Here is a 26,120-nt window from a genome sequence, read left to right on the forward strand (position 1 = left end):
TCATCACACCTTTTCAATTAATGAACGTAAAAAGCTCTCCCCAAACTCTGGTGACTTTACATTGAAGTTATCCGCAATCGTCGCGCCAACATCTGAAAATGTTTGTCGCAACGGCAATTCTCCGCCTGCTTTGAATAACGGTGAGTATATAAGTAGAGGGACATATTCTCTCGTATGGTCTGTACCACTATGCACAGGGTCGTTTCCATGATCCGCTGTAATGATGAGCAAATCATCTTGTTTCAATGAATTAAGGATTTCCGGCATGCGAGCATCAAAATCTTGCAAAGCGTTTCCGTAGCCGATTGGATCTCTTCGGTGGCCATATAGAGCATCAAAATCAACTAGGTTTGTGAAGCTCATGCCAGTGAAATCGGTATTCATAACCTCGATCAATTTGTCAACGCCGTCCATATTGCTAACCGTCCGTACAGCTTCCGTCACACCTTCGCCATTGAAAATGTCTGAGATCTTACCGACTGCAACAACCGCTTTCCCAGCGTCCTTCAATTCATTCATGACCGTCCTGCCAAAAGGCTTCAATGCATAGTCGTGCCGGTTAGTTGTACGTGTAAAGTTGCCAGGCTCTCCGATAAACGGTCTTGCGATAACACGACCGACAAGGAATTCAGGCTTCAACGTTAGTTCACGAGCGATTTCACATATGCGATATTGTTCTTCAATCGGAATAATTCCTTCATGCGCAGCAATTTGCAAGACAGGATCCGCAGACGTGTAGACGATGATAGCGCCTGTTTTCATATGCTCCTCGCCTAACTCATCAATGATGCCAGTTCCGCTTGCCGGCTTATTGCCGATCACTTTTCTTCCCGTCCGTTTTTCCAGCTCATCGATAAGCTCTTTAGGAAATCCATCCGGGTAGACTTTGAATGGTTTATCGATATTCAATCCCATCAATTCCCAATGACCGGTCATCGTATCTTTACCAACAGAAGCTTCTTGCATCATTCCGTACAAGCCTTGGGGATTATTTTCGACTTCGATACCTTTGATTTCTTTAATGTTCGATAAGCCAAGTCGCCCCATATTCGGCATTTTTAAGCCACCCATCTGTTCGCCGATATGGCCGAGCGTATCCGCTCCTTGATCACCAAATAGGTGGGCGTCAGGTGACTCGCCTATTCCGACAGAGTCAAGGACGATCAAATGTACGCGCTTAAATTTTGTTTCTTTCATATCCATACCTCCAAGATTCATACTCTCCAAAATGTCCTCTATGTTTTCAAGCACGAGGGTGGAATTTCACATATACATCTTTCAGCCTTGATTTGCTCACATGCGTGTAAATTTGTGTTGTTGAAATATCAGCATGGCCGAGCATTTCTTGTACCGCTCGAATATCCGCCCCATTTTCAATGAGGTGAGTCGCAAAAGAATGACGCAAAATATGAGGGGTCAGCACTTTTTGTATACCTGCTTCCAATGCATATCCTTTAATTATTTTCCAACAGCCTTGCCGAGTCAAGCGTGTCCCTCTCATATTGACGAAAAGCGCGTCCGTCCCTGGCTTTTTTGCAATGAAGGTCGGGCGAGCATCCCGTATGTATATTGAGCACGCTTTCATTGCACCTCCGCCTAGCGGGACAATCCTTTCTTTGCCGCCTTTACCAAACACACGAACGAACCCCATTGAAATATGAATGTCATCTACATTTAGACCGATGAGTTCACTGACACGCATCCCTGTTCCATATAGCAGTTCAAGCAACGCAATATCTCTTTTTCCTTGCGGCTTGCAGCTTTGAGGCATGGATATCAATTTGTCCACTTCGTTTACGGATAAAACAGATGGCAGCTTTTGCTCAAGCTTTGGCATTTCCAAATGAACGGTCGGATCTTGAGTCGTCACTTTCTCCCGTAAAAGGAATTGATGGAATGAACGTATTGAGGAGATATGCCTTGCGACCGTCCTTGACGACTTTCCTTGCTCTTTTAATCGATGTAAATATTGCAGAATTGCGGAACGATCGATATTATCGATTGATTCAACCCCCGCCTTATCGAGCTGATGAATATAATCGGAAAGGTCTCTCTTATAAGAAGCAACCGTGTTTTGCGACAGCTGCCGTTCAACTTTCAGAAAGTGGATATAATCCTCCAACGCAAATTTACTATCTTTCATAGAATCCACCTCTCAAATGACAAAAAGGGACAGCATCTCGCCATCCCCATTTCACTTTTTACTATCATTACCAGCGGATTTGCAGCTCTCGCAAATTCCATGGAAGGTCAACCAATGATCCTTCACACTGAATCCATATCGGCTTTCGACAATTTTCTCAACGTCGCCCAAAAGGTCCTCCTGTATTTCAGCAACTTTTCCGCATTCAATACAAATGAGATGATGGTGAAAACGTGACGCTCCTTCTTGACGCAAATCATATCGGGAGACTCCGTCACCAAAATTGATCTTATCGACAATCTTCAGCTCCGTCAGCAATTCCAATGTCCGATAGACAGTGGCAAGGCCGATTTCGGGAGCTTTCTCTTTAACAAGTAAAAAAACGTCTTCAGCACTTAAATGATCTTCTTCATTCTCAAGAAGGACCAAGACCGTAGCTTCCCGCTGAGGCGTCAACTTATAGCTGGCCCCGTGCAATTGCTTTTTAATCCGTTCAATCCGGCTCTCCATATGACGCCCCCCTCAACACTGATACCATTATACCAAAGAGGCGTTCTATGTGACAACAGAAAGGAAATAGTAGACTACTATTCCGGTCAGCGTATGAGAAAATGGAATATTGTTATTTCCAATAAAAAAATGAATAGAGATAGTCCCGCTAATACGGGTATGGCTTGTAGATTCCTAGCTTTCCTCGATACTCTATTGAAATAAGGCGGACTTAATACGACACAATAGATTAGAAAAAGTAAACAGGAAATGAATTGGAACGGGAACCACCAAATTGCATATTGCCAAATACTCATTCCTGAATAAAGGAGGAAGGAAGATGACAATCCGAAAACAACACATTTAACTGCACCAAAAAATAATATCGCGTGTCTTGTTTTGCTATTAATTGATAGAAGGAATGTCACAGCAAAAAACACTAGCAATATTAGAAGAGGTTTCCATATTGACCCATCGGCAGTTGAAATGACCCTTGAATCGAAAAAGCCGATCCATTTTTCGGATGCAGCTATCGGAATTTCCCTGAACAACAATGCCCCGCCGATATATCCGACGGCTAGTATGATAAAAAGATGGATAAAAGATAAGGAACGGACCATAGGCTTCACCTCCGCATCGTTACTATAACGTATGCTTGTCCGTTCCAAAATAGCTCAATCTTTTAGAAGTTTTTTTGCGTGAAGAATCGCAAAAGCTGTTTTCGCATCATAAATCCGTTGATCCAGCACCATCTCTTCAGCCTCTTCGATTGTACATTCGAAAAGCTCGATGAATTCGTCCTCATCACCCGCAGCAGGCTTGTCTATTTTATATAGTCCTTGCGCTACGAAAATATGAATGATTTCATTTGCAAAACCAGGTGATGTGGCAAATGACTGTAAGTATTCAAATCGATTAGCCCCATAACCCGTTTCTTCTTCCAATTCACGGAGCGCCGTAACGTTAATATCCTCACCAGGCTCAATCTTGCCTGCAGGAATTTCAATAAGGGAACGATTCAACGCCTTCCTGTATTGCTCAACAAGAATTATCTTTCCATCATCTGTAATCGGGATAATTGCAACAGCTCCGGGATGATCGATGAGTTCCCTCTTCGCTCTTTTCCCATCTGGCAATTCGACTTCGTCGATACGGAGGGAGATGATTTTTCCTTCAAACAAAAGATTAGATGAAACGGTTTTTTCCTCAAAACGATTCATTTCGCCAACACTCCTTATCATTCACTCAAGCAACAAACTTTCCCTATCAACTTCTACATTGTACAGTTTATTTATTGTAGATGAAAACAATAGCGGAGGTGCGCCATTGAAAAAGAGAGAGCTTGGCAATAGCGGCATTTATGTATCTGAACTAGGACTCGGGTGCATGTCATTCCCTGATGACTTGGATGAAGTGAAAAATATTATCGACGTAGCATTAGAAGCAGGCATCAATTTCTTTGATACTGCAGATTTATATGCTGACGGCAAAAATGAATCTTTGGTCGGTGATGTAATGAAAGGCCGACGGGATAAAATCATTCTAGCAACGAAGGTCGGCAACCGACGTTCACCTGGAGAAGACGGTTGGCATTGGGATGCTTCGAAAGCTTATATAATGGAAGCTGTAAAGGACAGTCTGAGACGTCTTGGCACTGACTACATCGATCTTTATCAGTTGCATGGCGGAACGATGGAGGATAATGTGTCCGAAACGATCGAAGCGTTCGAGGCATTAAAAAAGGAAGGCGTCATTAGACAGTATGGAATTTCGTCAATTCGACCGAATGTCATCAAACGCTTTTTAATGAACAGCTCCGCCATTTCCGTCATGATGCAATATAGCCTGTTAGATCGACGGCCAGAGGAATGGTTCCCGATGATCCGTGAAGCGGGCGCATCCGTTATCACTAGAGGGACTTTAGCAAAAGGATTATTGACGGATGAAGGCCTCACTCGGGTTAGGAAGATGGACGGCTTTGTCGCCTATGATTCTGAAGCGCTGAAAAGTACAGTCGACAAGTTGCATGAATCTGCCAAAGATATGCATGCGCTAGCACTAGCATTCAACTTGAAGGAAGATGCAATCGCATCCGCATTAATCGGTGCAAGCTCAAAGGAACAGCTTCTTGACTCGATTGTTGCGTATGAAAAGGAAGTGGAGCAATCCGAACTATCCTCCGTTCCCCAATTGACCGAAGCACATCGGTACGAACAGCATCGATCATAAGTCTGTAATATTTTTGCAATAAATCTGTAATGATTAGGAAACTCTTTCAAGGGTATCTAACAAATAGGCAACAATTAAAGATTACACCTTGGAGGAGATTTCAATGAAACTACTTACTGAAGACAAGAAATGGTTGAAGCTTGGAGCAGCAACATTCCTTTCCGTAGGGCTTCTAGCTGCATGTGCAGACGGTGAAGATGATACGGATGTAGATGTCAATAATCCACCTGCTGACGTAGACGACGGCACAGATACTGATGTGGATCTTGATGTAGATGATGGTACCGATGCTGATATGGACACTGATACCGGTACTGACACGGATACTGACGATAGCAGCCAATAAACGAAACAAAAACGAGACTCTGCGAAGGAGTCTCGTTTTTGTTTGTTCTATTAATCTTTATACCTCTTGCTCTGTTAACTGTACCTGCGTTGCTCTCTTGCGCTTTTTCGAAGGAAGCATATTAAACATGATATTTAACACAATTGCAGTCAAGCTGCCAGCTACGATGCCGTTGCTCGTTAACATTTGGAAGTTTTCAGGAAGGTTTGCGAAAATATCAGGAACGACGGATACGCCAAGACCGAGACCTACTGAACAAGCGATGATCATCGCATTTTCCTGCGATTCAGCTACAACCTTACTTAACATTTTGATTCCTTGTGAAATAACCATACCGAACATCGCCACCATCGCCCCACCTAACACAGAAGTCGGAATGACTGTTGCCATTGCTGCGATTTTTGGCATGAAGCCCAATGATACAAGCATGATCGCTGTTATTAAAATGACTTTGCGTGATTTAACACCAGACATTTGTACTAAACCGACATTTTGAGAGAATGTCGTGTATGGGAATGCGTTGAAGATTCCGCCGATCAACGAAGCCAATCCTTCAGAACGATACCCTTTCTCCAAATCCTTCTCTTTAATATCCTTCTCCGTAATATCACCTAATGCAAAGTACACGCCAGTTGATTCCACTAATGAAACCATCGCGACTAATGTCATTGTCAAAATCGGATAGAGATGGAACGTCGGTGCGCCAAGATAGAAAGGCATTACCATATGGAATGCAGAAGCTTCATTCACAGCACTGAAATCCACGACGCCCATCATCATCGCTGCTACCGTGCCTGCTGCCATCCCAAGTAAAATCGAAATCGATCGTAGGAAACCTGTTGTAAATCTATATAAGAGGATAATGCATAGAAGTGTTCCAAACGACAGAAGAATGTTTGTACTGGATCCGAAATCAGGCGCACCCATTCCCCCGCCCATATTATTCAAAGCGACAGGAATTAAAGTGATACCAATAATCGTGACTACAGAACCCGTTACGACAGGCGGGAAGAACTTGATCAACTTCCCAAAAAACGTACTAATAAGAATAATAATTAATCCTGATGCGATAACTGAGCCATAAATTGCTGATATTCCGTATTTATCCCCAATGGAGATCATCGGACCTACTGCTGTAAATGTACATCCTAAAACGACTGGCAACCCTATTCCGAAAAATCGATTGCTCATAATTTGGAAAATCGTAGCAACCCCACACATCAAAATATCAATCGACACGAGATACGTCAGCTGAGTGGAAGTTAAGCCGATTGCTTGCCCTACAATGAGAGGGACTAGAATCGCGCCTGCGTACATGGCAAGTAAATGCTGAAATCCTAATACAACCGATTTCATATTGAGGTACCTTCTTCCTTAAATTCGACTTTACCTTCTGCAAGTGATTTAAGAATCGCTAAAGATTCGACGCGGATTCCTTTTTCCCGAATCATTGCTCCTCCGGGCTGGAATCCTTTTTCAATGACAATCCCTACACCTACAAGTTCTGCTTCCGCCTGCTCAACGATATTAAGTAGTCCGAGAACCGCTTGTCCATTCGCAAGAAAATCATCTAGAATTAAAACCTTGTCCCCTTTTTTCAGGAAATCTTTAGAGACGGATATTTCATTCGTTTCATTTTTCGTGAATGAATGAACGCCGGCTGTATATAAATGCTCGCTCATCGTCAACGATTTGCGTTTACGAGCAAAAATTGCAGGAACGCCCAATACTAATCCGGTCATCATAGCAGGCGCAATTCCGGAAGATTCGATGGATAGCACTTTTGTTACCCCGCCCTCTTTGAAACGCTCCGCAAATTCCTCTCCGATCGCCTTCATAAGCGGAGGATCGATTTGATGATTCAAAAACGAATCCACTTTTAACACTTGATCGGATAACACTTTACCATCCTGCATGATTTTCTCCTGTAACTGCTTCAACCTGATGTTCCTCCTTTTTAGTCACGATCAATTGAATATAAAAAAACCCCATATGACCGTGCATCCATTCATGACATGAGTGGAGCAAGGCCATTCGGGGTTTACAATCGCCGAATGAATAAAAAAGTGGCATGCATATGCATGTACCTTTTTTACTTTGCTTCTCATAGTCGGTCCATTTACGGTGGACCGGTAGAAACTTGCAGGCCATATCCCTGCGATTATATGAGTGGATGTGTTATTTAGGGTCTTATTATATCACGCATAAACCAGTTTTCAACGGATTTTTTTCATTTAAATATGTTAAATTGATGAACAGAAATGCTTTTTAAGGGACCAAAGGAAGATAGTGCTTACAAATTGATTTATCTGGTAATTCGAGAAATAATATAGTAGTTTACCATTACTTTTTTATAACTATTATCTCAATAAAGTTAATAATGTTTCAATAGTATTAATTACCACGACATCTAGTTTATCATTCCGTATGACGGGCTATAGATGGACTGTAGGCCACTACAAATATATCAAACGAAAAGGAGAGATATTTATTATGGCTAATAACAAAAACAACAACAATAACAACCGAGGAAAAATGTCTTTAGAGGAAGCAGGCCGTAAAGGCGGAGAAGCTACTGCAAAAAATCACGACAAAGATTTCTACGAAGAAATCGGTCGCAAAGGCGGAGAAGCTACTGCACAAAATCATGATAGAGATTTCTACGAGGAAATCGGTCGCAAAGGCGGAGAAGCTACTGCGAAAAATCATGACAGAGATTTCTACGAAGAAATCGGTCGCAAAGGCGGAGAAGCCCGCGCTCAACAAAATGACAACAACAACAACCGTTAATAGGCGACTACTTCCCTGTTAACAATCTGAATAAAACAGCTGGAGCAGGTTTTTATCAACCTTCTCCAGCTGTTTTCACGTGAAATCCATCTCCAAAACGATCGGGCAATGGTCACTTCCCATCGTACTCGCATGTATATCAGCTGTTTTCAAAGACGGCAGAAGACAATCCGATATGAGGAAATAGTCGATCCGCCAACCAATATTCCGCGCCCTGACATCTCGCATGTAAGACCACCAAGTGTATGCCCCTTCTTTGTCCGGATATAAATGACGGAAAGTGTCAATAAAACCTTCATTTAATAAAGCCGTAAATTCTCTTCTTTCTTCAAGTGTGAAACCTGAATTCCCTACGTTTGATTTGTAGTTACGTATATCAATATCCTGATGGGCAACATTTAGATCCCCACAGAAAATTACAGATTTTGTGCTTTTCAACCGGCTCAAGTAATCTCTCAATTTTCTTTCCCATTCCAAGCGAAAAGGAAGGCGAGCCAAGTCCCTTTGCGCATTCGGCGCATATACATTGACCAAATAAAATAGGGGGAATTCCAGCGTTAAGATCCGGCCTTCCTCTTCAGTTGCCGATTCGCCAACCCCATATGTTACAGCAATCGGCTCATCTTTCGTGAAGACGGCTGTTCCCGAATAACCTTTCTTTAACGCATAGTTCCAATATTGATGATACCCTTCAAGCTCAAGCTCGATTTGCCCGCTTTGCAATTTCGTTTCCTGAACGCAGAAAATATCGGCATCCTGCTCTTTGAAATAGTCCAGAAACCCTTTTCTTACAGAAGCTCGCAAGCCATTAACATTCCATGAGATCAATTTCATGCTAAAAACTCCTTCATTAAAACACAATACTTTTCATTGTACTAGAAAAGGGAGTGTCTTCAAAGAATAATAGTTGTGGGATGGCTTGCTTTGAGCGCGGGCCGTTCTATTTTGAGCGCGGAATGAATATTCTTGAGCGCAAGACGGTCTATCTTGAGCGCAGAACGACATTCTTAAGCGCGAGACGGTCTATCTTGAGCGCGGAACGACATTCTTGAGCGCGAGACGGTCTATCTTGAGCGCGGAACGAAGATCTTGAGCGCGGACGGATATGCTTGAGCGCGGAACGACATTCTTGAGCGCGAGTCGGTCTATCTTGAGCGCGGAACGACATTCTTGAGCGCGAGTCGGTCTATCTTGAGCGCGGAACGACATTCTTGAGCGCGAGACGGTCTATCTTGAGCGCGGAACGACATTCTTGAGCGCGAGACGGAGATCTTGAGCGCGGACAGATATTCTTGAGCGCGAGACGGACATTCTTGAGCACTGAATTTATCATTTCAATAAAAAAGCTGTCCGGATGACTTCCCGGACAGCCCATTCAAAATTATTACGCATTCAATGCAACAGCAATTTTTGCACCAACGACTGCGTTATTTTTAACTAATGCAATATTCGCTTCTAGGCTGCGTCCTTCAGTAAGATCTTTTACTTTGCCTAGCATGAATGGTGTAACGTCTTTTCCAGCGATATTTTGCTCATCTGCTTCTTTTAGTGCTTCATTAATAATTCCGTCGATGAAGGACTTGTCCATTGCATCAGCTTCCGGAATTGGATTTGCGATGACCGCGCCGCCTTTTAAGCCAAGGTCCCATTTCACACGAAGAATGTCAGCGACTGTCTCTGGGTTGTCTACACGGATATTGAGACTAAAATCACTTTCACGTGTAAAGAATGCCGGAAGGACATCCGTACCATAACCAACGACTGGTACACCGTTTGTCTCCAAGTATTCGAGTGTTAGGCCAAGGTCGAGAATAGATTTCGCACCCGCACAAATGACAGCAACATCCGTTTGTGCAAGCTCTTCCAAGTCAGCAGAAATATCCATTGTCGTTTCAGCACCACGGTGGACACCGCCGATTCCGCCAGTAACGAAGATTTTAATGCCCGCAAGTGATGCAGCAATCATTGTCGTGGCAACTGTTGTAGCCCCTAATTGTTTCGTTGCTACTAAATACGCGAGGTCACGTCTTGACGCTTTTGCAACTCCTTGGCTATTGCCGAACATTTCAAGCTCATCGTCTGAAAGGCCGATTTTGATCTTTCCATCAATGATGGCGATCGTTGCAGGAACAGCGCCGTTATCACGGATGATTTGCTCTACTTCGCGAGCAGTTTGCACGTTTTGCGGATAAGGCATACCGTGAGAAATGATTGTTGATTCTAAAGCGACTACTGGTTTTCCTGCCGCCATTGCTTCTTGTACTTCTTGTGAATACGTTAGGTATTGTTTCATTGTAATTCCTCCAATTCTTTTTTAAGAAGATCTCGTGTCAATTCTGGTCTTACCGTAGAAGAGCATTCCAACGTTTTTGCTGCATTCAATAATCCCATTCGGATATTCTCTTCAAATGGCTCGCCAATCAAATGGCCATGAAGCAATCCAGATACAAATGCATCCCCTGCTCCTGTTACATCCTCGACATGCACATTTTGCACTGCGGGGAAACGGATCGCTTCCCCGCCAGCAGTCGCTGCCATGATCCCTTTTGATCCGGAAGTAACGACGACATTTTCCGCACCAAATGCAAGCAATTTTTGAACAGCTTGCTTCCAGTCCTCTTCATTGTCGATTATCAGGCCGGTATATGTCTCCGCTTCATCGCGATTGCAGATGAACCATGTAACGCCTTTCAAATCAGTCGGCATCCTGTTCATTTTCGGAGAAGAAACAGGAATGATAACGAGTGGGTTCCCTTTTTGGTTTGCCAAGTTTTTAATATAATCGACAGACTCCTTCGGGCAGTTCAAATCGATGATAATCATAGATGCGTTTGAAATGATTCTCGACTTTTCCTCCAAATAGACAGGAGTCAAGTAATCATAAATCTCCATATTCGCTAACGCGATCACAAGCTCACCCGTCGGATCCAAAACAGCCGAGTATGAACCTGTCGATTTTCCGATCAATTGGCCAACGTCCGAAACATCCATAAATGATGAGGATTCCCTGACGATCACATCCCAATCACTATCATTGCCCGCAACTGTCAATAGTCGAACATGATGATCGAGGCGACCTAAGTTTTCCCCTATATTCCGAGCAACACCTCCGACAGAAACGGACATCGAAGCCGGATTGGAAGTTCCAAGTTGGGTTTGTTCATTCAGATGGAATTTCCGGTCTATGTTGGCTCCGCCAATACAGATGATTTCCTTTTCCTCAGGAAGGATGTATGCCCGTCCTTGAATCTTTCCTTGTTTAATCAAACCGGAAATGATATTTGCCAAGGAGGGTCTGGAAATCCGGAGGGCATCAGCCATTTCCTGTTGTGATAAATAAGGGTTGGCTCGAATTAATTCAAGAACAGCCCTTTCCTTTTCATTCAATTCCATCACCCTTTAAACATTTGTTTTAATTGTAAACTTTTGTTTTGCCGATTGCAACAGAAAAATATATCCTTTAAAACAATCTTTTTTTACAAACTAATCGCTTTTTTCACTTCATATAAAGTTAGATCAATGTCGACTTCTAACCCAAGAGCCATACTAGCCAATTGTTTACCGAGATATGGACCGACAGTTAACCCCGAAGAACCTAACCCGTTTGCGAAAAGCAACGTAGGATGTCCCGGCACTTCTCCGATAACAGGCAGAAATCCTGGTGTGAACGGACGAAAGCCAACTCGTATTTCTTGAAATTCGGCTACCTCCAAACCTGGCGCGATATTCAATGCTTTATCCAGCACTTCATGGATTCCCCCCGCTGTAGGGTGCAGCGTAAAGCCTGCCTCATCCTCGTGTGTCGCTCCTATGACGACCTTGCCATTATCAGAAGGCAGAATATATTGATCTGTCGGAGGCATGACAACAGGCCACTTTTCTGTATGATGTCCATCCATATGCAAGTGGACAATTTGCGCTTTTTGCCCGGTCACTTGGATATGCAAACCGAGTGGCTCTAATAATTCCGGTGCCCACGCACCAGCGGCGATAATCACTTTCGATGCCTGAATCGATTCCTCACCAACACGGATTCCTAAAAGTTCACCCTCTTCAATAACAAGCGATGCGGAACCATGCATAATCGTCGCCCCATGTTTTTCAGATGCATTGAGCAAAGCGTCTCTCAACGCTCTTCCATCTACTCTTGCCGCGCCTTCTACATGGACTGATGAAAAACCTTCAGCTAACAGTGGAAAAAGATCTGAAGTTTCGTCTTCAGTAAGCAAACTCACTTGTCCGATTTCCGGAGCTTCTTTTCTTCTTTCTAAAGCGCGAACTTCCATCTTTTCAAGCTTGTCCACATCACGTTGCAAGCTAATCGCTCCAACTTTCCGATAACCCGTGTCAGTCTCACCGTCTTCTTCTAATTGTCGTATCAATTCGGGATAATAGGAAGCTCCTCCTTTTGCCAAAGCGTACCAAGCTTTATTCCTACGCTGGGAAATCCAAGGGCAAATGATTCCTGCTGCAGCATCAGTTGCCTGCCCTTTATCTTTTCGATCGATGACAATTACTTCAGTCTCTAGTTTCGCCAAATGGTAAGCTGCCGATGCGCCAAGTACTCCAGCACCAATAATAATGATTGGTTCCATATCAAACACCTTTTCTACATTTTAGGTCTATTGTACAAGCGAAAAATCATACATACAAACATAGCCATGTTGTAAACGTTTTCAAAATCGTAATAATAATGAAACAACTTAACTCTTCCATTTTTCTAAAAAAGCAGTATAATTATTTTATTCAATATTACATGGTCTTTTTGACTATTTAACGAGGAGATTGATCGGAATGACAAGACTACCCATCCAGATTAAACTAAGCGATTCGAAAAAAGAGAAACCGAATCCCGAGAATCTCATATTTGGCAGAACCTTCACGGATCATATGTTCGTCGCAGATTACGACGAAGGAAAAGGTTGGCATAGCCATCGAATTATCCCTTACACGCCAGTCTCTTTGGACCCTGCATCGATTGTATTCCACTACGGTCAAACCGTTTTTGAAGGAATGAAAGCTTATCGGTCGGCTGAAGATGGTACTGTTCGTTTATTCCGCCCTGAGGAAAATATGAAAAGGATGAACCATTCATTGGACCGGCTTTGCATGCCTCGCATTGATGAAGAAACAGCCTTGCATGCTTTGACGCAGCTCATTCATATTGAAAAAGACTGGATTCCTACTTTGGAAGGCACCTCTTTGTACATAAGGCCTTTCGTTATAGCAAATGAAGCATTTTTAGGTGTTGCTCCCGCGAAAAAATATCAATTTTTCATCATCCTCTCACCGGTTGGTTCCTATTACAAAGAAGGTATCCATCCAGTAAAAATTCTTGTCGAAAACGAGTTTGTGAGAGCGGTAAAAGGCGGTACGGGCGGTGCAAAGACTGCAGGCAATTATGCAGCGGGCTTGAAAGCACAGGAAGTTGCAGATCAGCGAGGATATTCGCAAGTGCTATGGCTGGACGGCGTCGAACGGAAATATGTCGAAGAAGTGGGAAGCATGAATATTTTCTTCAAAATAGATGGTGAAGTCATTACCCCCGCTATCAACGGCAGTATCTTGGAAGGCATCACGCGGAAATCGATTTTACAGTTGCTGCGTCATTGGGAGATCCCCGTCTCTGAACGAAAAATTTCGATGGATGAAATAAGGTCAGCCTATGATGAAGGAAAACTTGAAGAAGTTTTCGGAACTGGCACAGCAGCTGTTATTTCTCCAGTAGGTGAATTAAATTGGGATGGCTATAAAATGGTTGTCAATAATTGCGAAACTGGGCCATTGGCAACACGTTTATTCGACACGCTTAGCAACATCCAAAACGGTAAGGTAGAAGATCCTTTCAATTGGGTCGTTGAAATGAAGAGTGAACTAGCGAAATTAGCTTAATTAGAAAAGACATACCGTCGCTCGGTATGTCTTTTTTATGCTATATTTTGGTAACGATTCAATAGAGAATCTAATTCTTGGCTGCATGCTACTACTGCCGGATGAGTAAACCCCCGGTCCTTTGCTATCTTGACCATCTTAGATCTTTTCATATGGATCTTAAAAGATAAAAGTTGTTTGCCAATCAATCGCATCGCATTTCCTCCGTCAAATTTTATACCCTTGCCTATCATAATGTAGACCGTTTGAAAAAAATGTCGAATTGTGTGTGTAATTTGCAAAATAACACACTTGTCATAAATCCGTCACAATTGAAAGGAAGAGATAAAAATATATACCCCTTCCCTTTCATACATAAACACTAAATTTAAAATTTACGTACTTTTTATACTATTTCGCTTCTGGGAACATACGATTAATGCTCGTCATAAATTCATCGAAAAATCCTTCAACGGGTTCTCCGGAACGGATTTGATTGCCATACTCTGTGAACCGGTTGGCAACATCTGGATTGAATGATACATAAACGTTGTTGAATTCGGAATGGACACTTCTCACTTCATCCGCTATTTTATTTTTCAATTCGTCATTTTCCTTGATGCCTTCATTCAAAACAACACCGACATAAGCATTATTATTTGTCACAAGAACGTTGGCACTGTCTACCTCATCCAAAGCTGCAATTTTATCTGCTGCGTCATCCGCCACTTCTACTTTCGATTCTCCATTGTTATTCATTGTGTCATTGTTATTGACATCATTCGTACCGCTAGCTGATTCGCCGGTTGTTGTATTAGTAGATGTATTGTTTTGATCGTTCGTGCCTTTTCCATTCCCATTGTTTGTGTCGTTATTGTTTGCACACCCTACTAAAGAAAGTATGAGCAACAACGCAAGCGGAAAGATCGATAATCTTTTCATTGATGTTCACTCCTTGTTTTATGATATCGATAGGATGTGTAACATTTCCTCTTCTATTCGACTTGTTTCATTTTTTATGCATTATAAAACCGGATGAAAAATTCCATCCGGTTAACGTTTCAATATTTCTTGCCGCTGTCGCCATATTCATCAAGCAATTCTGCGAAGCTTTTGTTCTTTTCACGTTCTATTCGTTCACGACGGAGCTTTTCTTGACGCTCCTCTTCTTCAGCTTCGATTTTTGCTGTCAATTCCTTTTTGGCAGCTTTCAGTTTTAATAAAACATCATTATCAAGTGCTTCAGACAGTGTTGCTTTATCATTTTCCTGTTTTACAGGAGTTGCTGTTCTCGATTTTTTCTTTGCCATTCCATCCACCTTCTTTCATATCAAGGAAGTTGAACGATTGTCGCAACACCTTGTCCGCCGCCAATGCATAATGTAGCGAGGCCAGTTTTTGCATCGCGTCGCTTCATTTCATGCAATAAAGTGACAAGGATCCTCGCACCGCTAGCACCGATTGGGTGACCCAAAGCGATCGCTCCTCCGTTGACATTCAATTTCTCTTTATCGAAATTAAGTTCACGGTCCACAGCGAGGGATTGGGCCGCGAATGCTTCGTTTGCTTCAATCAGATCAATATCCGCAAGTTCCATTCCTGATTTCGCGAGTACGTTTTTCACTGCTTGGACAGGTCCGATTCCCATGACAGCAGGATCGACACCAGCATTTGCGTTTGCTGTCAATATTGCTAACGGTTCAATGCCAAGCTCATCAGCTTTCGCACGAGACATAATGACGAATGCAGCCGCACCGTCGTTAATGCCTGAAGCGTTTCCTGCAGTGACACTGCCATCTTTCTTGAACGCAGGACGCAATTTACCCAGTTTATCGGTAGTTGTTCCTGCTTTTACATACTCATCCGTGTCAAACACGATAGGATCGCCTTTACGTTGTGGAATTTCAACCGGGACGATTTCATCTTTGAACATTCCTTTTTCAATCGCAGTTGCCGCCTTCTCTTGGGATGCCGCTGAAAATGCGTCTTGCTCTTCTCGCGTGATCGAATAGCGGTCGCAAAGATTCTCTGCAGTAATGCCCATATGGTAATCATTGAAAGCACACCAAAGCCCATCAGAAATCATACTGTCGACGACTTTCTGATCCCCCATTTTGAAGCCTTCCCTTGCATTTTTAAGCAAAAATGGCGCTTGGCTCATATTTTCCATCCCGCCTGCAACGACGATATCCGCATCGCCTGCAAGGATCGCTTGTCGCGCCAAGTGAACCGCCTTCAAACCGGATCCACATACTTTATTAATCGTCATCGCTGGAACTGTCTCGGGCAATCCAGCTTTTATTGCCGCTTGTCGAGCCGGATTTTGACCTAGCCCTGCTTGCAGCACATTCCCCATGATTACTTCATCAACATCTTCCGCTTTTACGCCAGACCGCGAAAGAGCTTCCTTAATAACGATTCCGCCAAGTTCCGGTGCAGAAACATCTTTCAAAGACCCTAAAAAAGATCCGATTGCCGTACGTACTGCACTTACGATCACTACTTCATTTGACATGTCGTTTCCCCCTATCCCTTATTTGCATTTTCATAATTACGTAGATTTGTGCATTCTGCGTTTCCCTTTATCCCACCCCTTCAGTACAATATATACAGGAGGGATGATATGTTCATTTTACCAAAGAACGTCACAATTATCGAGGTAGGACCGAGGGATGGTCTTCAAAATGAAAAAAGCCACGTGGATGAGAAAGAAAAATTGGAATTCATCCATTTATTACAAGGGGCAGGCATTACGGAAATGGAGCTTACTTCTTTCGTTTCTCCAAAATGGGTGCCGCAAATGGCGGATGCCAAAAACATCGTAGAAAAAACAGAGAAAATTGGACGTCAATTCGTATTAGCGCCGAATGAAAAAGGGGCAGAACTTGCTATCGAAGCAGGCGCAGAAAACATCGCCGTCTTTGTCGGAGTCAGCAATAGTTTCAATAAAAAAAATATCAATCGGACGACATCGGAAAGCATGGATGCACTAGAACCTGTCATCGCAAAATTGAAAAGCGAAGGCATCTTCGTAAGGGCTTGCATTTCAACCGCGTTTTATTGTCCGTTTGAAGGGAAGATAGAGAAAGAGGAAGTTAGTAATCTATGCAGCCGATTTGTTTCAATGGGAGTGGATGAGTTAAGTGTAGCCGATACGATTGGGATGGCAAATCCCGTCGAAAGCTATGAGCTGTTCAAGCTGTTAAAAGAACAATTCCCTGAAGTGTTATTGACAGCCCACTTCCACGATACACGTAAAATGGCAATCGCCAACATTTTCGCGGCAATGCAGGCAGGCGTCGATCGTTTCGATACGTCTGCAGGCGGCCTAGGAGGATGCCCTTTTGCCCCCGGCGCGACTGGAAATGTAGCGACAGAAGATGTCGTGCATATGCTGGATTCGTTAGGAATTAAAACAGGCATCGATGTGGAAAAGATTTGTGAAGCTGTTGGAATGATAGCTCCTCATGTTTCGCATCCTATTGAAACAGGAATGTACAAATTGTACAAAAATCGCAGCTGTTGAAGGAGTTGAAGTTGATTGAAACGGCGCTTCCTATACATTACAGGCATTATTGGAAGCATATATACCGCCATTCTTACAATTCTCGGTTTTTATGCGGCGAATCGGTTAATGTTTATGAAGCTGAAAGACCATGATTTGATCGTAAAGCGTGAAATCATTGCAAAGCGATTCGATGAACATTGGTATGAAACGGTGCGGAAAGAGGATTTTTGGGTCGATACCCCAAATGGCTATCCACTACGTGCCGTTTTTTTGCAACCACTTGAAACGACGCGAACGATGATCATTTGCCACGGGGTCACAGAAAATAAGATCAACTCGATCAAGTATGCCCGATTATTCGAGCGACTTGGATTCAATTCCGTCATTTATGATCATCGGCGGCATGGCGATTCTGGCGGAAAGACGACGAGCTTCGGATTTTATGAAAAGATCGACTTGAATGCGTTAGTCTCCGCTGTACGCGACCGGATTGGCGGCCGCGCATTGCTTGGCATCCATGGCGAATCGATGGGAGCGGCGACAACGATCCTGTACGCGGGAGAGTTTGAAGACGAAGCTGATTTTTATATTGTCGATTGCCCCTTCTCTGATTTTACCGAGCAAATCCTTCATATTTTACGGACGAATACACCCCTTCGCTCTTCGATGACATTACGAGCGGCGAATCTGTTCTTGAAAATAAGAGACGGCTATACAACGGGTCTCATTTCACCAAGGGAGGCCATCGGGAATATCAAAAAACCAATGCTGTTCATTCATAGCATGGAAGATGATTTCATTTTGCCACAGATGACGAAGGAATTGTATGAGCTGAAGGAAGACAAGAAGATGTTGAAGCTATTCGAAAAGGGTGCCCATGCAAAGTCGTTCAATGAAAACCCAGTGGAATATGAAAAGGAAGTGTTGCACTTCTTACATCATTACGGCTTTGCGACTTCGTGAATAAAACAAGACCTTCTATTTCTGTGAATTCAGAAAGAAGGTCTTCTTTTCAGGTTAATAAAGAGCACTCAAACTCAACTTGAGACATCCAGATGTTTAGTTAACATATTATTATTATTTTTTAACGCTATAACGTAATTCCACGAATTGATTGAAGTTCCTCGTTCCTTGCAGCGTTAAATCTAATTGATAATCCCCTTTTTTAAATAGCGGAATTCCCTTCCCGATTATAGCTGGGGCGACTATTAAAATAATTACATCAACCAATTTTGCTTTCAACAAGAATTGCAACAACTCTCCTCCGCCAACAATCCAAATGTTTCTTCCCTCTTGATTCCTCAATTCATTAATTACACTACCTACATTATCATTAATGAATTTGACGTCTTCGGTATCTTCAAGTGAAGATCTTGTAAATACATAACAATCTTTATTTTTGTAGGGGAATTCTCTTGTTTCATGTTTTTTTATCCATTCATACGTTTTATTGCCCATTAAAATTGTATCAACTGTTTCATAAAATTCTAAGTATCCGTTATCTCCTTCACCCTCAACATTAAATAACCAATCTAAAGACTCGTCTTCTGTAGCTATATACCCATCTAAACTCATGGCAATATACAATACCAATTTTCGTTTTCCGCTCATATTATCCTCCTTTATGCTAAAACAGAATGCCTATTCTTATTTAGGACTGAAATGTTTTTCTACGCTTGAACTAACCTGCCGAGTTAGTCCAATAAGAAATGAGCCCCCAGCAGTGCAACGATCATCAAGTAAAGCACCCGAAGCAAAAAAAATGCATTATAGTATTTGCTTTTCTTCTTTTGTACTTTTAGATTTGATTAGCGAATAAATATCTTTTACATGAAGTACAAACAGCCCTATCATAAGCAACCAAACAAAATGTACTTTGTAACCAAAACCGTCCAGCATATATTCACGATATTTAAACGTAAAGTAGCAAATAAATATAAATAATAGCAGGTCCCAGACTACGGTCACTATTTCTTTTAGTTGTTTTTTGTCATTCAGTAATACAGTTAAGATCAACCTCACGATTAGAAAGGCTGCGAGTACACTTGGATAATTTGACATATCTACATGAAAACCACGAAAAGCATCCATTGATAATCTCCTTTATTTTGATGTCCGACTTTTAAAGTGCCGTCTAAGCAGCTCTGATCCTTGAGTAATGTACCCGTTAGCTGAAGACTAAAAGGTTATTTAGTCCCCTTCACTGCAACGGTATGATATCCCCTTGAATCTGGGCCTTTAAATAAAGAAACGTGCTTAAATCCTGCATACTTCATATACGGAAGTACTTGATTTTCAGTAATGCCTCTTATCTCTTCCCAAGTTTCTTCTTCTTTCCCGTCAGAAAAAATAAGGATTACAACTCCTTCTGGCTTTAGAACCCTAAAGATTTCTGATACTGTCTTAGCAATATCAGTCCAAAAGTAAATAGTAGAATGGCGTTTTTAAAAAAGACCTTTCCTTTCATTCTTTCTTCACCTCCACACGCTAATGTTAGTACCAATTTAGTTCCCGTTATATACTTTCACTTTTCTACTAAAACTAACCTGCCGCGTTAGTTGAAAAGGAAAAAAGCCGTTTAAGCAACTCAACGATCTTCAATTAAAGCACCCGTTTCTACAACGAGAATTATACTTAAATTAGGTTGCTCTTTTACATTTATCATCCATTCTTGATATGGCATCTATTACCGTATGTGGTCTATCAAGATATACTAAATGACTGGCTAGTTCTGCAAAAATCAATTGACTTTAATTGGACAGGTTTGATCCAGCTGCAGAAAATATTCGTTAACAATTATGCGAGAAAGTCGAGAACCCGCTTGATCACAAGTTTCGTAGCGTCAGCATCGTAAGAAGGTAAACTGCTGTCGGTAAAGAGATGTTCCTTGCCTTCGTACAGAAAGAGTTCAGCTTGATTGGCCGTCGCCACAAGCTCACGGGCCGCGTCGATGTCGCCGTCTTCAACGAAAAAAGGATCTGCACTCATAGCGTGAACTTGAACAGGCAGGTCCGCCGGCCACTGTGATTCAAACACCGAGGTCGGGAGGCAGGCATGAAAAAACAGGGCACCTTTAGCGCCTTCACGAGTTTGGGCGAGCTCCTGTGCTGCCGGGACACCGAGTGAGAAACCAGCATAGACGACATCGTGTGAAAGCTCGCTGGCCGCCCGAACGCCGCGCGCCGTCACTTCTTCAAATCCGATTTCCTTAACAAATACCAAGCCTTCCTCCAGCGAGGAAAACATGCGGCCGTCAAATAAATCCGGCACGTGCACAGTATGCCCTGCATCTCTCAGTTGATCAGCGATTGCTTCAATCCCTTTCGTTCTTCCTAAAACATGGTGTAACAACAAAACTTCTGCCATCGTTTTTCCTCCAATTCAATGAATTTCATATGTCTAAGTTTCGACAAGAAAGCCTGTTTGACCTGCCAAAACTTTACGATGTAGAAATATCTACCTTAATAAATCCCACCTCTTGTTTATTCAATAATCCTGCCTTTTATATTGAACAAGAAAAATGAGCCGTCGAAGCAGCTTAACAGGTACGGTTTATGGGGAGAAAAGTACAATTAACGACATAACAGTTTAATCAGTATATAATTCAACAGTGAAATAGCTATATAAAAAAATTAAAAGCGCTCACAAAATTTGAGCACTTTTGGCGAAATATTCTACTTTTCTCATTGAACTAAAGCTACCCGTTAGTGAAACTGAGTTCTTCGATTCTTTCTATACATAATTAAAGCTATGACAGCTACTAAGATAATTAATACAGGCAGAATTTTCGTAAATAAATTCATCCAATGAAAAGATGCTTTATGGACATAGATAGCTTTTAACCATTGGTTATTTTCAATTTCGACTGCAATTGAATTCTCAGGCAACTCCCCATTTATCTCGAAATATTTTGTTCCTATGGGATATGCATTTGAAGCGTTTCCATAGTAACTGCCAGTCATATCATTTGATTTCGTCCTTACTTTTCCTAAAAAACGACCAATTTCATTTTCCGATATCTTTTCCTTGGTGACTTCGTAAACATTCCCTTTCCAAACAACAAAAGAATACGCCCAATCTAGTGCCTGTACTGAAGTAGTCATAAATATTAATATGGAAAACAACATCAATACCTTTTTCATCAGACGTCCTCCAATACATATATTTCTTGTTCAACTAACCTGCCCCGTTAGTTAAATAAGTTCTACAAAAAAAGCGTTAATCCTTTTGGACCAACGCTCCGTTAGTTACTCTATTTCATTGACAACTTCAATCATAAATGCTTCCCAATTAAGATTGTGCTTACTTACCGTGTCTTGATATATATTAGTTATTTCTGCTTGTTTTTCAACAGTAATTACTTCGTTATTTGGCACAATTACATAAATCCTAATATCATCCATTGAATAAATAGTTCCAAAAGATTGATAGTTGTAACCTGCTTTGCTCAATTCTTCCCCTACCGAGGAAAAGAATCCTCCCTCTTTAAAAAGAAAATTATTGAATTCAACTAATTCCTTTTGTTCCTCCTCAGTTAAAATTTGAGGTTTTTCATCTGCTTTAGATTCCTGTAAATAACTAAACATAAAAGCCAACGAAAGGATCGAAATGCCTACGATGTAAATAACATTTTTTTTCATACAAACACCTCTCCTGATAAAGAGTATGTTCGTTTAAACAGGCAAATAACCAACATTCTTGTTGTACTAAACTGCCCCGTTAGTTTAATATTAAATGAACCCAAACGGTTGGCGATCTATGAGTACGCCCGATTGCAGACTTAACGAATTACCGGTAAAGTTTTATTTTCAGCCCAATGACGAATAAACTGTTCTTGGCGCTGGTTTAAGTTTTCGGGTAAATCTTCTTTCTTGAAAAATCGATGCTCTTTACTTTCGATTCCTTTCTGCTTCAGTTCACCGCTATATGTAGATGTCGTAAGGATGATTTGAACACTATACACCTGATCGTTATTTGGATATTGAACAAAACAGCTTTCTCCTGAATACATACCGAATAACTTCAGCTCACCAACATCCAATCCCGTTTCCTCGTAAGTTTCTCTCTTAGCTGTCTGCTCAAACGTTTCTCCTATCTACATTACGCCGCCAGGAATACACCAATTATCCTCATCAGTACGATGCTGCAGTAATATACGGCCTTCTTTTTCTATAATTACACCACAGCCCACAGTAAAGAGGGTTTCGTGACCAATCAGCTTTCTCATATCTTGAATATAATTCATGCAATCCCTCCCCTAATATCTCAATCTTACTTAACAAAAATAAAGCGATCACTAGAATCCCAAACGTGCTGATCGTCACACACATAACCACGAAGCCAAAGTACGCCATTGATCTTTCTTAAGTAAAAACCTTTGGGAAAGTTATCATCCTCAGTTAATATTTTTGATGCTACAGAAACAGATCCGTTTGGAGCTTGGTTTTGCTGTTGACTATCCAAGAAGCCTTCCGGTTGATCCAGATAGCCAAGTCTCAAAAAAGGACCAAGTTCCAATGGGCATAATTCCAAACCAAGTTGATCCGCCCTCCTATAAATCTCAGTTATCGTCCCTCCCTCTGACAATCCTAGATCTTGTATCGAAAGCTCAACCGTTTTCAATACATACGGATCAATAGAAGTTGTAAAAATATCAGCAGCGAATAGTTTTTTACCAAGTTCATTCAGCAAGATATTTTCCTGCTGCATTTTATCGATAAGCTGTGGTTTGGTAAGACCCCCTACCTCGACTATCCTTGTAGTGGTTTCACAGTTAGGGTATATTTTTGAAATACTGATGTTCATCCCTCTTCTCCCTAATAAACTCGATAAAATAAATTGTTCCTTCTAATGGTGTTTGTTCAATACACTCAATTATAACACGATGGCATAGGTTGTTTTCTAACTATTCTTCTAAATAAAAATAAATACACCTTTCTAACAAAGAAAGGTGTATTATACTGCAACTAGTCATTTTCATTTCTCATTTGCCGAACATATTACTGTTACTAAGTGGTGGAAGAATAGTAACTTGTATTTCAAGCGATGCATCTATCAAAGAATTGCATTCTGCAATACGGAATGTTGATTTCCCCCGAATATGATTGTTAGATTTTCCCTATCCAATCTTCCGTACAAAATACTTTTTTTCTGTCGGCATCTAACTTCACTGTTTTCCCAATCGCCAGTGGGTGCATCGGATGAGTATGGCATGTATCGAATTCAGCTAAGATCGGGATTTCCTTCCCATCCAATTGTTCTAGCAATAAATCCAGAGGCTGTTTGCCTGTGCCCAAGTCATCATATTGCTCATGCTTCCCTAAGATAATGCCCCCCACCTTATCGAAAACGCCGTGTACATTTAACATCGCAAAGTTTTTTTCCACAACGGAAGCGGTTTTCATACAATCCTCCAATAATAAGATGTCGCCTTTCTTAATTTCAGGATAGTAAGGTGAGCCGATGAATCCGTACATAGCATTCACATTGCCGCCCATCAGTCTTCCTTCAGCAAACCCACTATGTCCAGTCGTCCATTCATTTTCATTCAGTTTTTTCTCCGTTGTCTTTTCCAACCAATTTACCGGCTCGTCAGACCAGTATGGCGGCATTGGAATTTCGTACGGGAGCTCATTATTGTCCATAAAATAATGTTCAAAATATCGGTATGTATCATTAACTAACGGTTCAAATTCACCAAAGGAAGGAATTAGCGCAGGGCCATAATATGTTGTAATGCCTGTTTTTGCATACAAGGCAAGCAAGATGGCAGTTGCATCTGAATAGCCTACTACCAATTTAGGGTTATTCTTAAATGCTTCATAATCAATATAGGGCAACATGCTGTTCGAATTTGTCCCACCAATCGTGGACATGATCATCTGGATATTTGGATTTCGTAGCAATTCATTCAATTCTTCAGCGCGCTCCTTCGGTGTTCCCGACCGATATCCATCCATTTGTCCAGTTAATTTACCCTCGATAATCTCAAATCCCTTTTCTTCCAAAAAAGTTTTTGCCCGTTTAAAGCGCTGTTTTGCCGTAACCGATGCGGGAGAGGATGGCGTAAATATGCCAATCGCATCTCCTTTTTTCAATCGTTTCATAATGTGTTCACCTCGTATTAGTATCGATTTGATTCTGGCTGTTATCTAATTGCTCTAGCAAAAGTTCTAAATCTTCAGGATAGACGTGTTTCAATTGTTTTAATTCCGTGATCGACTTCCATGCAGCTTCAGCAATGAGGTTATCTGGATCATTCACTCCGCTGCTTTCGCCGAATTTGTCTACTCTATAATAATAGGTTGTTACTTGAATACCTTGGATGACAGTTTCTTTAACCATTAGCTGTTTAATGATTTTCACATCATAACCTGTTTCTTCTTTCACTTCCCTGACGCAACATTCTTCTGGAGTCTCCCCTTCTTCAACTCCACCTGAAGGTATTGCCCATTGCTCTGAATCGAAACTTTTAACCATCAAGACTTCCATTTGTTCATTAATACAAATACCCGCTGAACCTGTCCAGCTTTTCATTAGCCCATTCCCCCAGCATTCTTATTTCTTGTTTACAGGAAAATCTTTTCATCTAATTTGCGAACTTCCCAAAATATATTCCCTTGTAATTTGCAGCATCTTCTCTTGCATTTCTTCATCATTCTTTTCCCTGTCTATCAAATAGCCGACATGATAAATGTAACCATTATAGTAAGCGTAAAACTCATTTGCAGAAGTGCCGGCGATTGTTATTTTGTTATCCGATTCATCATAATTGTAATACCTATACAGCAAGGCGCTATTTGTTGTGAGGACCTGCTGGTAGATCGGGAAGTTATCCGTCAGGTGTTCTTTCTTTAATTTGTTTCCAACCAAATCCACTTCATCTGAAATGTCATGAGCCTCCAGTGGATTTCGATCGCTTTCGGTAACGGAAATGATAAAAAACCGTTCGATGCTGCCATACTCGTTTTTGCCAAGATAACTGACTTGGACTTGGTTAATATCTTTTCCTTCTTTACTTTTCGAAGTGACGAAATAGACATTCTCCTCATCAACCTTAAAAGGCAGATCTTTCAAATCGACTGGATGTATAACTTTTTTCATTTCATCAGGCAAGGACGTCGACTGCACTTCATCCATCGAAAGCGGTTTATAAAATTTACTGTTTCGTCTTTCATCCAGCCTATCGAATGCACGAAAGTACTCACTAAATGTTAAACCGTCGCTTTTTGTCTTTTTTAAGTTTGTTTGATCGGCTGTACAACCGACCAAGAGAAAACTGATAAAAATTATTGAACATACTATTTTCAAGGATTTATTCTTTTGCATGGTTGACTTCCTCCAAAAAACGTTTTCTCCAATTAATTGCATGATTGTAGAAATTCATTGCCCTTAAGTTAGAAAATAAGATCGTGCGCCTCTCCTATGATAAACATAACCAAACCGATCACGGAAAGTGCGATACCCAAGTAAAATGGCCAAGGATTGTCTTCTTTTTCTTTATCAAATGTATATAGTGTCACCACGCAAAATGTTAAAGTCATCACTGGGATAATTCCGTATTTCGGTCCGAAAGTAAATGCAATTCCTCCAAATATCAATCCTATTAGTCCATAGGGATTTTGTGTTGGAACTTTGTCCATATATTCTTTTTCTTTATCAGAAAGACCTTCATATTTATCCCCCCAAATATCAACTTTTTTTAGTCTATTTAGGAGTTCAATGAACTTTTTAAAACTCTTCAT

Annotated in this window: 31 protein-coding genes, 1 pseudogene and 1 riboswitch; of the genes and pseudogenes, 6 read left to right on the forward strand and 26 right to left on the reverse strand. The window is 41.5% G+C overall.

All coding sequences use genetic code 11. The features are described from left to right. Positions 1–3 precede the first annotated feature (3 nt). The 4 genes from deoB to ACR65H_RS06750 form a co-directional block, all read right to left on the reverse strand. Entirely contained in the window at positions 4–1,197 is a 1,194-nt protein-coding gene (deoB, locus tag ACR65H_RS06735) for a phosphopentomutase (RefSeq protein ID WP_440499392.1), read from the reverse strand. A gap of 46 nt (positions 1,198–1,243) precedes the next feature. Beyond that, positions 1,244–2,143, reverse strand: a complete 900-nt coding sequence (xerD, locus tag ACR65H_RS06740; RefSeq protein WP_440499393.1) for a site-specific tyrosine recombinase XerD — start codon at positions 2,141–2,143, stop codon at positions 1,244–1,246. A gap of 51 nt (positions 2,144–2,194) precedes the next feature. Next, complete coding sequence (gene fur, locus ACR65H_RS06745; protein WP_440499394.1) at positions 2,195–2,653, reverse strand: ferric iron uptake transcriptional regulator; 459 nt, start codon at positions 2,651–2,653, stop codon at positions 2,195–2,197. Positions 2,654–3,306: 653 nt separating this feature from the next. Then, positions 3,307–3,852: an NUDIX domain-containing protein gene (locus ACR65H_RS06750; protein WP_440499395.1), complete on the reverse strand. Its 546-nt coding sequence runs from the start codon at positions 3,850–3,852 to the stop codon at positions 3,307–3,309. Between the two features lie 106 nt (positions 3,853–3,958). On the opposite strand from ACR65H_RS06750, the gene ACR65H_RS06755 reads away from it, so the two are divergent. Both ACR65H_RS06755 and ACR65H_RS06760 read left to right on the forward strand, forming a co-directional pair. Further along, positions 3,959–4,861 carry an aldo/keto reductase gene (locus ACR65H_RS06755; protein ID WP_440499396.1) on the forward strand — a complete coding sequence of 301 codons (903 nt, stop codon included), beginning with the start codon at positions 3,959–3,961 and terminating at the stop codon, positions 4,859–4,861. 103 nt (positions 4,862–4,964) lie between these two features. Beyond that, a complete protein-coding gene (locus ACR65H_RS06760) occupies positions 4,965–5,207 on the forward strand; it encodes a hypothetical protein (RefSeq protein ID WP_440499397.1) in 243 nt (80 codons plus the stop codon). 57 nt (positions 5,208–5,264) lie between these two features. Here ACR65H_RS06760 and ACR65H_RS06765 read toward each other — a convergent pair whose 3' ends face one another. Next, positions 5,265–6,563 (reverse strand): nucleobase:cation symporter-2 family protein, encoded by a 1,299-nt coding sequence (locus tag ACR65H_RS06765; protein ID WP_440499398.1) that lies wholly within the window; start codon positions 6,561–6,563, stop codon positions 5,265–5,267. Then, positions 6,560–7,147, reverse strand: a complete 588-nt coding sequence (locus tag ACR65H_RS06770; RefSeq protein WP_440499399.1) for a xanthine phosphoribosyltransferase — start codon at positions 7,145–7,147, stop codon at positions 6,560–6,562. Before ACR65H_RS06770 ends, ACR65H_RS06765 begins: the two co-directional genes overlap by 4 nt. 147 nt (positions 7,148–7,294) lie before the next feature. Further along, a riboswitch (purine riboswitch) is annotated at positions 7,295–7,396 on the reverse strand. Between the two features lie 304 nt (positions 7,397–7,700). On the opposite strand from ACR65H_RS06770, the pseudogene ACR65H_RS06775 reads away from it, so the two are divergent. Continuing rightward, positions 7,701–7,985: pseudogene (locus ACR65H_RS06775) on the forward strand (KGG domain-containing protein); the annotation flags it as partial. An 87-nt stretch (positions 7,986–8,072) separates the two neighbouring features. Here the strand turns inward: ACR65H_RS06775 and ACR65H_RS06780 are convergent. The 4 genes from ACR65H_RS06780 to ACR65H_RS06795 all read right to left on the reverse strand — a co-directional run bounded on the left by ACR65H_RS06780 (position 8,073) and on the right by ACR65H_RS06795 (position 12,592). Continuing rightward, entirely contained in the window at positions 8,073–8,831 is a 759-nt protein-coding gene (locus ACR65H_RS06780) for an exodeoxyribonuclease III (RefSeq protein WP_440499400.1), read from the reverse strand. Between the two features lie 550 nt (positions 8,832–9,381). Beyond that, positions 9,382–10,290: a pseudouridine-5'-phosphate glycosidase gene (locus tag ACR65H_RS06785; RefSeq protein WP_440499401.1), complete on the reverse strand. Its 909-nt coding sequence runs from the start codon at positions 10,288–10,290 to the stop codon at positions 9,382–9,384. Beyond that, entirely contained in the window at positions 10,287–11,384 is a 1,098-nt protein-coding gene (locus tag ACR65H_RS06790; RefSeq protein WP_440499402.1) for a carbohydrate kinase, read from the reverse strand. Before ACR65H_RS06790 ends, ACR65H_RS06785 begins: the two co-directional genes overlap by 4 nt. A gap of 89 nt (positions 11,385–11,473) precedes the next feature. Next, positions 11,474–12,592 carry an NAD(P)/FAD-dependent oxidoreductase gene (locus tag ACR65H_RS06795; protein WP_440499403.1) on the reverse strand — a complete coding sequence of 373 codons (1,119 nt, stop codon included), beginning with the start codon at positions 12,590–12,592 and terminating at the stop codon, positions 11,474–11,476. 199 nt (positions 12,593–12,791) lie between these two features. On the opposite strand from ACR65H_RS06795, the gene ACR65H_RS06800 reads away from it, so the two are divergent. After that, on the forward strand, positions 12,792–13,889 hold the full coding sequence (locus tag ACR65H_RS06800; RefSeq protein WP_440499404.1) for a branched-chain amino acid aminotransferase: 1,098 nt from the start codon (positions 12,792–12,794) through the stop codon (positions 13,887–13,889). Between the two features lie 35 nt (positions 13,890–13,924). On the opposite strand, the gene ACR65H_RS06805 is transcribed toward ACR65H_RS06800, so the two are convergent. From ACR65H_RS06805 to ACR65H_RS06820, 4 genes are all read right to left on the reverse strand, one after another. Continuing rightward, entirely contained in the window at positions 13,925–14,122 is a 198-nt protein-coding gene (locus tag ACR65H_RS06805; RefSeq protein WP_440499405.1) for an aspartyl-phosphate phosphatase Spo0E family protein, read from the reverse strand. 157 nt (positions 14,123–14,279) lie between these two features. Then, positions 14,280–14,810 carry a YhcN/YlaJ family sporulation lipoprotein gene (locus tag ACR65H_RS06810; RefSeq protein ID WP_440499406.1) on the reverse strand — a complete coding sequence of 177 codons (531 nt, stop codon included), beginning with the start codon at positions 14,808–14,810 and terminating at the stop codon, positions 14,280–14,282. A 119-nt stretch (positions 14,811–14,929) separates the two neighbouring features. Beyond that, a complete protein-coding gene (locus ACR65H_RS06815; RefSeq protein WP_440499407.1) occupies positions 14,930–15,178 on the reverse strand; it encodes a YqkE family protein in 249 nt (82 codons plus the stop codon). Between the two features lie 20 nt (positions 15,179–15,198). Next, positions 15,199–16,383, reverse strand: coding sequence for an acetyl-CoA C-acetyltransferase (locus tag ACR65H_RS06820; RefSeq protein ID WP_440499408.1), 1,185 nt, complete (start codon positions 16,381–16,383; stop codon positions 15,199–15,201). A 108-nt stretch (positions 16,384–16,491) separates the two neighbouring features. On the opposite strand from ACR65H_RS06820, the gene ACR65H_RS06825 reads away from it, so the two are divergent. Both ACR65H_RS06825 and ACR65H_RS06830 read left to right on the forward strand, forming a co-directional pair. Further along, a complete protein-coding gene (locus ACR65H_RS06825; RefSeq protein WP_440499409.1) occupies positions 16,492–17,394 on the forward strand; it encodes a hydroxymethylglutaryl-CoA lyase in 903 nt (300 codons plus the stop codon). 15 nt (positions 17,395–17,409) lie between these two features. Continuing rightward, on the forward strand, positions 17,410–18,339 hold the full coding sequence (locus ACR65H_RS06830) for an alpha/beta hydrolase (RefSeq protein ID WP_440499410.1): 930 nt from the start codon (positions 17,410–17,412) through the stop codon (positions 18,337–18,339). 114 nt (positions 18,340–18,453) lie between these two features. Here ACR65H_RS06830 and ACR65H_RS06835 read toward each other — a convergent pair whose 3' ends face one another. The 12 genes from ACR65H_RS06835 to ACR65H_RS06890 all read right to left on the reverse strand — a co-directional run bounded on the left by ACR65H_RS06835 (position 18,454) and on the right by ACR65H_RS06890 (position 26,120). Beyond that, positions 18,454–18,987 (reverse strand): dihydrofolate reductase family protein, encoded by a 534-nt coding sequence (locus ACR65H_RS06835; RefSeq protein WP_440499411.1) that lies wholly within the window; start codon positions 18,985–18,987, stop codon positions 18,454–18,456. A 156-nt stretch (positions 18,988–19,143) separates the two neighbouring features. Then, positions 19,144–19,467, reverse strand: a complete 324-nt coding sequence (locus ACR65H_RS06840; RefSeq protein ID WP_440499412.1) for a hypothetical protein — start codon at positions 19,465–19,467, stop codon at positions 19,144–19,146. A gap of 705 nt (positions 19,468–20,172) precedes the next feature. Further along, complete coding sequence (locus ACR65H_RS06845) at positions 20,173–20,742, reverse strand: dienelactone hydrolase family protein (RefSeq protein ID WP_440499413.1); 570 nt, start codon at positions 20,740–20,742, stop codon at positions 20,173–20,175. A 338-nt stretch (positions 20,743–21,080) separates the two neighbouring features. Then, positions 21,081–21,518 carry a hypothetical protein gene (locus ACR65H_RS06850; RefSeq protein ID WP_440499414.1) on the reverse strand — a complete coding sequence of 146 codons (438 nt, stop codon included), beginning with the start codon at positions 21,516–21,518 and terminating at the stop codon, positions 21,081–21,083. A 105-nt stretch (positions 21,519–21,623) separates the two neighbouring features. After that, positions 21,624–22,016, reverse strand: coding sequence for a hypothetical protein (locus ACR65H_RS06855; RefSeq protein WP_440499415.1), 393 nt, complete (start codon positions 22,014–22,016; stop codon positions 21,624–21,626). A gap of 140 nt (positions 22,017–22,156) precedes the next feature. Then, positions 22,157–22,471, reverse strand: coding sequence for an NUDIX domain-containing protein (locus tag ACR65H_RS06860; protein WP_440499653.1), 315 nt, complete (start codon positions 22,469–22,471; stop codon positions 22,157–22,159). Next, positions 22,472–22,621: an NUDIX hydrolase gene (locus ACR65H_RS06865; RefSeq protein WP_440499416.1), complete on the reverse strand. Its 150-nt coding sequence runs from the start codon at positions 22,619–22,621 to the stop codon at positions 22,472–22,474. Positions 22,622–22,647: 26 nt separating this feature from the next. After that, a complete protein-coding gene (locus tag ACR65H_RS06870) occupies positions 22,648–23,181 on the reverse strand; it encodes a helicase (RefSeq protein WP_440499417.1) in 534 nt (177 codons plus the stop codon). A gap of 302 nt (positions 23,182–23,483) precedes the next feature. Beyond that, positions 23,484–24,482: a S66 family peptidase gene (locus ACR65H_RS06875; protein WP_440499418.1), complete on the reverse strand. Its 999-nt coding sequence runs from the start codon at positions 24,480–24,482 to the stop codon at positions 23,484–23,486. A 7-nt stretch (positions 24,483–24,489) separates the two neighbouring features. After that, complete coding sequence (locus tag ACR65H_RS06880) at positions 24,490–24,912, reverse strand: NUDIX hydrolase (protein ID WP_440499419.1); 423 nt, start codon at positions 24,910–24,912, stop codon at positions 24,490–24,492. Positions 24,913–24,960: 48 nt separating this feature from the next. Then, positions 24,961–25,704: a hypothetical protein gene (locus tag ACR65H_RS06885; protein WP_440499420.1), complete on the reverse strand. Its 744-nt coding sequence runs from the start codon at positions 25,702–25,704 to the stop codon at positions 24,961–24,963. Between the two features lie 68 nt (positions 25,705–25,772). Next, positions 25,773–26,120: a cell division protein FtsK gene (locus tag ACR65H_RS06890; protein WP_440499421.1), complete on the reverse strand. Its 348-nt coding sequence runs from the start codon at positions 26,118–26,120 to the stop codon at positions 25,773–25,775.

Source organism: Sporosarcina sp. SAFN-015, from assembly GCF_059415085.1.

What these genes read in the sequence shown, in the direction of transcription:
- deoB (WP_440499392.1), bottom strand. Translation starts at nt 1,197, where the DNA reads ATGAAAGAAACAAAATTTAAGCGCGTACATTTGATCGTCCTTGACTCT.
- xerD (WP_440499393.1), bottom strand. Translation starts at nt 2,143, where the DNA reads ATGAAAGATAGTAAATTTGCGTTGGAGGATTATATCCACTTTCTGAAA.
- fur (WP_440499394.1), bottom strand. Translation starts at nt 2,653, where the DNA reads ATGGAGAGCCGGATTGAACGGATTAAAAAGCAATTGCACGGGGCCAGC.
- ACR65H_RS06750 (WP_440499395.1), bottom strand. Translation starts at nt 3,852, where the DNA reads ATGAATCGTTTTGAGGAAAAAACCGTTTCATCTAATCTTTTGTTTGAA.
- ACR65H_RS06760 (WP_440499397.1), top strand. Translation starts at nt 4,965, where the DNA reads ATGAAACTACTTACTGAAGACAAGAAATGGTTGAAGCTTGGAGCAGCA.
- ACR65H_RS06765 (WP_440499398.1), bottom strand. Translation starts at nt 6,563, where the DNA reads ATGAAATCGGTTGTATTAGGATTTCAGCATTTACTTGCCATGTACGCA.
- ACR65H_RS06780 (WP_440499400.1), bottom strand. Translation starts at nt 8,831, where the DNA reads ATGAAATTGATCTCATGGAATGTTAATGGCTTGCGAGCTTCTGTAAGA.
- ACR65H_RS06785 (WP_440499401.1), bottom strand. Translation starts at nt 10,290, where the DNA reads ATGAAACAATACCTAACGTATTCACAAGAAGTACAAGAAGCAATGGCG.
- ACR65H_RS06795 (WP_440499403.1), bottom strand. Translation starts at nt 12,592, where the DNA reads ATGGAACCAATCATTATTATTGGTGCTGGAGTACTTGGCGCATCGGCA.
- ACR65H_RS06800 (WP_440499404.1), top strand. Translation starts at nt 12,792, where the DNA reads ATGACAAGACTACCCATCCAGATTAAACTAAGCGATTCGAAAAAAGAG.
- ACR65H_RS06805 (WP_440499405.1), bottom strand. Translation starts at nt 14,122, where the DNA reads ATGATAGGCAAGGGTATAAAATTTGACGGAGGAAATGCGATGCGATTG.
- ACR65H_RS06810 (WP_440499406.1), bottom strand. Translation starts at nt 14,810, where the DNA reads ATGAAAAGATTATCGATCTTTCCGCTTGCGTTGTTGCTCATACTTTCT.
- ACR65H_RS06815 (WP_440499407.1), bottom strand. Translation starts at nt 15,178, where the DNA reads ATGGCAAAGAAAAAATCGAGAACAGCAACTCCTGTAAAACAGGAAAAT.
- ACR65H_RS06820 (WP_440499408.1), bottom strand. Translation starts at nt 16,383, where the DNA reads ATGTCAAATGAAGTAGTGATCGTAAGTGCAGTACGTACGGCAATCGGA.
- ACR65H_RS06825 (WP_440499409.1), top strand. Translation starts at nt 16,492, where the DNA reads ATGTTCATTTTACCAAAGAACGTCACAATTATCGAGGTAGGACCGAGG.
- ACR65H_RS06835 (WP_440499411.1), bottom strand. Translation starts at nt 18,987, where the DNA reads ATGAGCGGAAAACGAAAATTGGTATTGTATATTGCCATGAGTTTAGAT.
- ACR65H_RS06840 (WP_440499412.1), bottom strand. Translation starts at nt 19,467, where the DNA reads ATGGATGCTTTTCGTGGTTTTCATGTAGATATGTCAAATTATCCAAGT.
- ACR65H_RS06845 (WP_440499413.1), bottom strand. Translation starts at nt 20,742, where the DNA reads ATGGCAGAAGTTTTGTTGTTACACCATGTTTTAGGAAGAACGAAAGGG.
- ACR65H_RS06850 (WP_440499414.1), bottom strand. Translation starts at nt 21,518, where the DNA reads ATGAAAAAGGTATTGATGTTGTTTTCCATATTAATATTTATGACTACT.
- ACR65H_RS06855 (WP_440499415.1), bottom strand. Translation starts at nt 22,016, where the DNA reads ATGAAAAAAAATGTTATTTACATCGTAGGCATTTCGATCCTTTCGTTG.
- ACR65H_RS06865 (WP_440499416.1), bottom strand. Translation starts at nt 22,621, where the DNA reads ATGAATTATATTCAAGATATGAGAAAGCTGATTGGTCACGAAACCCTC.
- ACR65H_RS06870 (WP_440499417.1), bottom strand. Translation starts at nt 23,181, where the DNA reads ATGAACATCAGTATTTCAAAAATATACCCTAACTGTGAAACCACTACA.
- ACR65H_RS06875 (WP_440499418.1), bottom strand. Translation starts at nt 24,482, where the DNA reads ATGAAACGATTGAAAAAAGGAGATGCGATTGGCATATTTACGCCATCC.
- ACR65H_RS06880 (WP_440499419.1), bottom strand. Translation starts at nt 24,912, where the DNA reads ATGAAAAGCTGGACAGGTTCAGCGGGTATTTGTATTAATGAACAAATG.
- ACR65H_RS06885 (WP_440499420.1), bottom strand. Translation starts at nt 25,704, where the DNA reads ATGCAAAAGAATAAATCCTTGAAAATAGTATGTTCAATAATTTTTATC.
- ACR65H_RS06890 (WP_440499421.1), bottom strand. Translation starts at nt 26,120, where the DNA reads ATGAAGAGTTTTAAAAAGTTCATTGAACTCCTAAATAGACTAAAAAAA.